This is a genomic window from Streptomyces sp. NPDC059037 (assembly GCF_042740015.1).
Taxonomy (GTDB): domain Bacteria; phylum Actinomycetota; class Actinomycetes; order Streptomycetales; family Streptomycetaceae; genus Streptomyces.
In genome coordinates this window covers 1-4,470 of record NZ_JBHYIG010000455.1, presented here as the reverse complement: position 1 = coordinate 4,470, position 4,470 = coordinate 1, and the positions used below count along the sequence as shown (strand labels likewise).

The 4,470-nt window shown below is 71.1% G+C and carries 3 protein-coding genes; 1 reads left to right on the top strand and 2 read right to left on the bottom strand.

All coding sequences use genetic code 11. The annotated features are described in order from the left end of the window. Window positions 1-178 precede the first annotated feature (178 nt). Window positions 179-2,356, top strand: a complete 2,178-nt coding sequence (locus ACFWY6_RS44440) for an MMPL family transporter (protein WP_384703317.1) — start codon at window positions 179-181, stop codon at window positions 2,354-2,356. A 48-nt stretch (window positions 2,357-2,404) separates the two neighbouring features. Here the strand turns inward: ACFWY6_RS44440 and ACFWY6_RS44435 are convergent, their stop codons facing one another. Together ACFWY6_RS44435 and ACFWY6_RS44430 are read right to left on the bottom strand one after the other, a co-directional pair. After that, complete coding sequence (locus ACFWY6_RS44435; protein ID WP_384703314.1) at window positions 2,405-3,400, bottom strand: NAD-dependent epimerase/dehydratase family protein; 996 nt, start codon at window positions 3,398-3,400, stop codon at window positions 2,405-2,407. Window positions 3,401-3,484: 84 nt separating this feature from the next. Continuing rightward, window positions 3,485-4,060 (bottom strand): winged helix-turn-helix domain-containing protein, encoded by a 576-nt coding sequence (locus ACFWY6_RS44430; protein ID WP_384703311.1) that lies wholly within the window; start codon window positions 4,058-4,060, stop codon window positions 3,485-3,487. Between the last annotated feature and the right edge of the window lie 410 nt (window positions 4,061-4,470).

Here is a 4,470-nt window from a genome sequence, read left to right as displayed (position 1 = left end):
CCCGAGCAGGGGGTGTACCTGAGGACACCCCCGAACCTCGCCCTGTGCTTCGGCGGGAGGGGGCTTCGGCGGCTGGGTGGGGACGCCCCGGATTTCTAGCGTTGTCGACGTCATCAAGACGGCTTATCCGACGCTTACTTGCGCTTCTGGCGCGCTTACTTATGGGGGCGAAAAGGCCATGCGGCCCAACCTCGCGGCACGACTGGGTGTGTGGAGCGCACACCATCGCAAGACGGCCATCCTGGGCTGGCTGCTGTTCGTCGTGCTCGCCACGACCATCGGCGGGGCCTCGGGCATGGTCACCGCGTCCGACGACGAGATGGGGGTCGGCGACTCGGGCCGGGCGGCACGGATCCTCGACGAGGCGGGGGTCGAGGAGCCCGCGGGCGAGCTGGTCATGGTCGCCGCCCGGACCCCGGACGGCTGGCGGGACGTGGCGGGCGACCTGTCCAAGGCGCTGACCGCGACCGGAGAGGTACGGGACGTCCAGGCGCCGCTGCCCTCCGACGACGGCAAGGACGCGCTGCTCCGCTTCGAGATGAAGGGCGCGTCCGACGACGCCGCCGACCGGGTGCAGCCGGTGCTCGACGCGGTGCAGAAGTCGGACGATGCCGGGGCCGGACAGGGCGTATCGGTCTACCAGTTCGGCGACGCGAGCTCCGAGAAGCAGCTGAGCGACCTGCTCTCCGACGACCTCACCAAGGCCGAGTTCACCGCGGTGCCGCTGGCACTCGGCATCCTCCTGGTCGCCTTCGGCGCGGTGGTCGCGGCGCTGCTCCCGGTGGGCCTCGCGCTGACCGCGTGCGTGGCGGCCTTCGGCCTGCTCTCGCTCGCGAGCCACCAGCTGCACCTCTTCGAGACGACGTACTCGGTGATGTTCCTGATGGGCCTCGCCGTCGGCGTCGACTACTGCCTGTTCTATCTGCGGCGTGAGCGGGACGAGCGGGCCGCGGGGGCGGACGCGGACACGGCGCTGCGGATCGCGGCGGCGACGAGCGGCCGTGCCGTGCTGGTCTCCGGCCTGACGGTGATGGTCGCCATGGCGGGCATGTTCCTGTCCGGCCTCCTCCTCTTCAAGGGATTCGCCGTCGCCACGATCCTCGTGGTGTGCGTGGCGATGCTCGGCTCGGTGACCGTGCTCCCCGCGCTGCTCGCCGGGCTCGGCGACCGCATCGACGCCGGGCGCATCCCGTTCCTGAACCGCCGCTCCAAGCGCGGCGTGCACGCCGGCGGAGGCATCGCGGGCCGGCTGCTGCGGCCGGTCCTCGCCAGGCCGAAGTTCTTCGCGGTCGGCGCGACGGTGCTGCTGCTCGCGCTCGCCGTTCCCGCGCTCGGCATGAAGACCGAACAGCTCGGCCTGGAGAAGCAGTTCGGCTCCGACGCCCCGCTGTCCGCCTCGTACCAGAAGATCACCGAGGAGTTCCCCGGCGGTCCTTCGCCCGCCCGGGTGGTCGTCGAGGCGGACGACATCGAGGCGAAGCCGGTGCGGGACGCGCTGGCCGCGGTGGTGCGCGAGGCGGGGAAGGGCGCCGAACTCACCGTCCACCAGGGCGCGGACGTCGCCGAGATCGACGTACCGCTGCCCGGCAACGGCAGTGACGCCGAGTCGAAGAAGGCGCTGGGCTCGCTGCGCGACACCGTCGTGCCGCAGGCGTTCGACGGCGTGCCCGCGGCCGACGCCTACGTCGGCGGTGACCTGGCCGAGTCCGAGGACTTCAGCGATCAGCTCGGCAAGGGCATCGTGCCGGTCTTCGTCTTCATCGCCGCGGTGACCTTCCTCCTGATGCTGTTCAGCTTCCGCTCGGTGGTGATCGCGGTGACGTCCATCGCCCTCAACCTCCTTTCGGTGGGCGCGGCGTACGGCGTGATGACCGCCGTCTTCCAGCACGGCTGGGGCGCGGAGCTGATCGGCTCGGAGAAGGCCGGCGCGATCGAGAACTGGATGCCGCTGTTCGTCCTCGTCGTCCTCTTCGGCCTGTCGATGGACTACCACGTGTTCGTCGTCTCCCGGATCCGCGAGGCGCGGGACCGGGGCCTGGACAACCGCTCGGCGATCCGGGAGGGCATCACACGGACCGCGGGCGCGGTGACCGGCGCGGCCGTGATCATGGTGGCGGTCTTCGCGGTCTTCGGGACGCTGTCCATGCAGGACATGCAGCAGATGGGCGTGGGCCTGGGCGTGGCGGTCCTCCTGGACGCGACCCTCGTCCGGATGATCCTGCTGCCTTCGCTGATGACGCTGCTGGGCGACCGCAACTGGCGTACGCCGGGCTGGCTTTCGTGGCTGCCGCGGGTTTCGCACGGCGAGGGGGTGCCGCGGGAGCGGGCTGAGGAATTCAGCCCCTCCGGCGTCTGAGAAGCGGGGTCCGAGGCGGAGCCCCGGTACCGAGCCACGGTACCGGGGCTACAGCCCGAGCACCTTCGCCTCCTTCTCCGCGGCCAGCCCCACCACCGGACGGTCCGGCCGCTGCGGGGCCACCCCGCCGATCGACCGCAGCCACTGCCACGTATCGGCGACCGTCTCCGCGACCGGCCGCGCCCGCAGCCCCGCGGCCACTGCCTTCTCTGTGGAGGTGCGATGCATCGTGTCGTGGAGGTCCCCCGGCGGCAGCCACACGGGAAGCTCCATCCACGGCTCGATCCCCGCATCGGCGATCACCGAGGGCTCGGTCCAGCGCAGCTCCACGTCGTCCGCCCCGGCCACGGCGACACACGCCTCCAGGAACTCGCCCATCGTGGTGTGCGCGATGGGCGAGACGATGTTGTACGGCCCGTGCAAACCCGCGAAGCCCGCGTCAAGGACCCACTCGGCGAGGTCCCGCACATCGATGTACTGGATGTCCGACTCCCGGGGCCCGGGGGCCAGTACGGGCCCGCCCCGCGCCACCCGGTTCAGCCACCACGGCAGCCGCCCGATGTTCTCGTAAGGACCGAGGATCAGCCCGGCCCGCGCAAGCACCACCCGCTCCGCACCGAACTCCGCGACAGCGGCGAGCTCCCCGCCCCGCTTGTCCTCCGCGTACGCCACGGACTGCGCGTCCGGATCGCCCTCCACCAGCGGATACGACTCGTCGGACCCGGCGGCCCCCGGATATCGGTACACCGAGCCGCTCGACACATACACGTACCGCCCCGCACGCCCCGCGAGGACCCGCGCCGCATCGCGCACCGCGCTCGGCGCCCCCGACCAGGTGTCGACGACGACGTCCCACTCCGCGCCGGACGCGGACAGCGCCGCGAGCCCGTCATCGGCCGTGCGGTCCCCGTGCAGGGACGTCACATCGGCGGGTGCCTCATGCCGCCCGCGGTGGAAGACCGTCACGTCCCAGCCACGCGCGAGCGCCGCGTCGACCACGGCCCGCCCCACGAACTCCGTACCGCCCAGCATCAGAAGTCTCATGGCGACGACTCTGCCCGCAACGGGCCGCCGTGGGAACCGGGTTCTGCTCCTGGCAGAGCCCGGCCCCGGACGGGAACCCGGAGGTCAGCGCGGTGCCGGCGGCGCGTACTTGTAGCCGACCCGGCGCACCGTCTGGATCGTCGTGCGGTGCTCGGCACCCAGCTTGCGCCGAAGGCGGGCGATGTGGACGTCGACGGTCCGCCCGTCGCCCACGTGCCCGTACCCCCACACCGTGGTCACCAACTGGTCGCGCGTGTGCACCCGGTGGGGGTGCGCGACGAGATGCGCGAGCAGCTCGAACTCCAGATAGGTGAGGTCGAGCGGCCGCCCGTCGACCTGCGCGGCACGCTGCACGGGATCGATCCACACGGGCCCCGCCGCCTCCTGCCGAGCCTCGGGCTCGCGGGGCTCGGCCACGACGGGGGCCTCCTGCCCGGCCGGTACGAGCACCAGGTAGCCGATCATCGGCGGCTGGCCCGGCAGCGTGGGCAGCGTGTGCTGGGGCGCGGGCAGCCAGGTCGCGCCCGGCGGCAGGAAGTCGGTGAGCTGCACCACCTCGTCGGGATCGACGGCCCGCAGCCGGCCACGGGCGGGCCCGGCGAGCGGCGAAACAGAAGCGGAGGAGGCGGTGGACGCGGAGAAGGAACGGGAGTTCGCCATGGGAGGTCAGCTTTCGCGCGAAGGAGTCGTCAGTCGTCGAGGACGTACGTACGTCGTGCGCGTCAGGCGAAGGCCGGGTGAACGGCTTTAGAGGGCCCGCGCGTTCATCGCGCGGCAACACACCCGGTCGAAGTCATGGTGCTGACGGGAAGGCCAGAACGGCTCGAGGTCGTGATGCCGACCTGTCGCTGCGTTCCCGTGGCTGTCCATGCCCCCATTGAATCAGATGGCAGAGGGAAGGGGCAGCGGTCTCCCCATGCCGACCCATGCTCCCCATGACGAGAAGAGGGGGGGGGGGCGCGCGGCCGGCGGGGCGGCCCCGCCGATTTGATTTTTATTAATTAACTGATCGCCCCGAAGAGACACATATGTTTTCCTATATTTTATTAAATTATCACCCACACAATCTG

What these genes read in the sequence shown, in the direction of transcription:
- ACFWY6_RS44440 (WP_384703317.1), top strand. Translation starts at nt 179, where the DNA reads ATGCGGCCCAACCTCGCGGCACGACTGGGTGTGTGGAGCGCACACCAT.
- ACFWY6_RS44435 (WP_384703314.1), bottom strand. Translation starts at nt 3,400, where the DNA reads ATGAGACTTCTGATGCTGGGCGGTACGGAGTTCGTGGGGCGGGCCGTG.
- ACFWY6_RS44430 (WP_384703311.1), bottom strand. Translation starts at nt 4,060, where the DNA reads ATGGCGAACTCCCGTTCCTTCTCCGCGTCCACCGCCTCCTCCGCTTCT.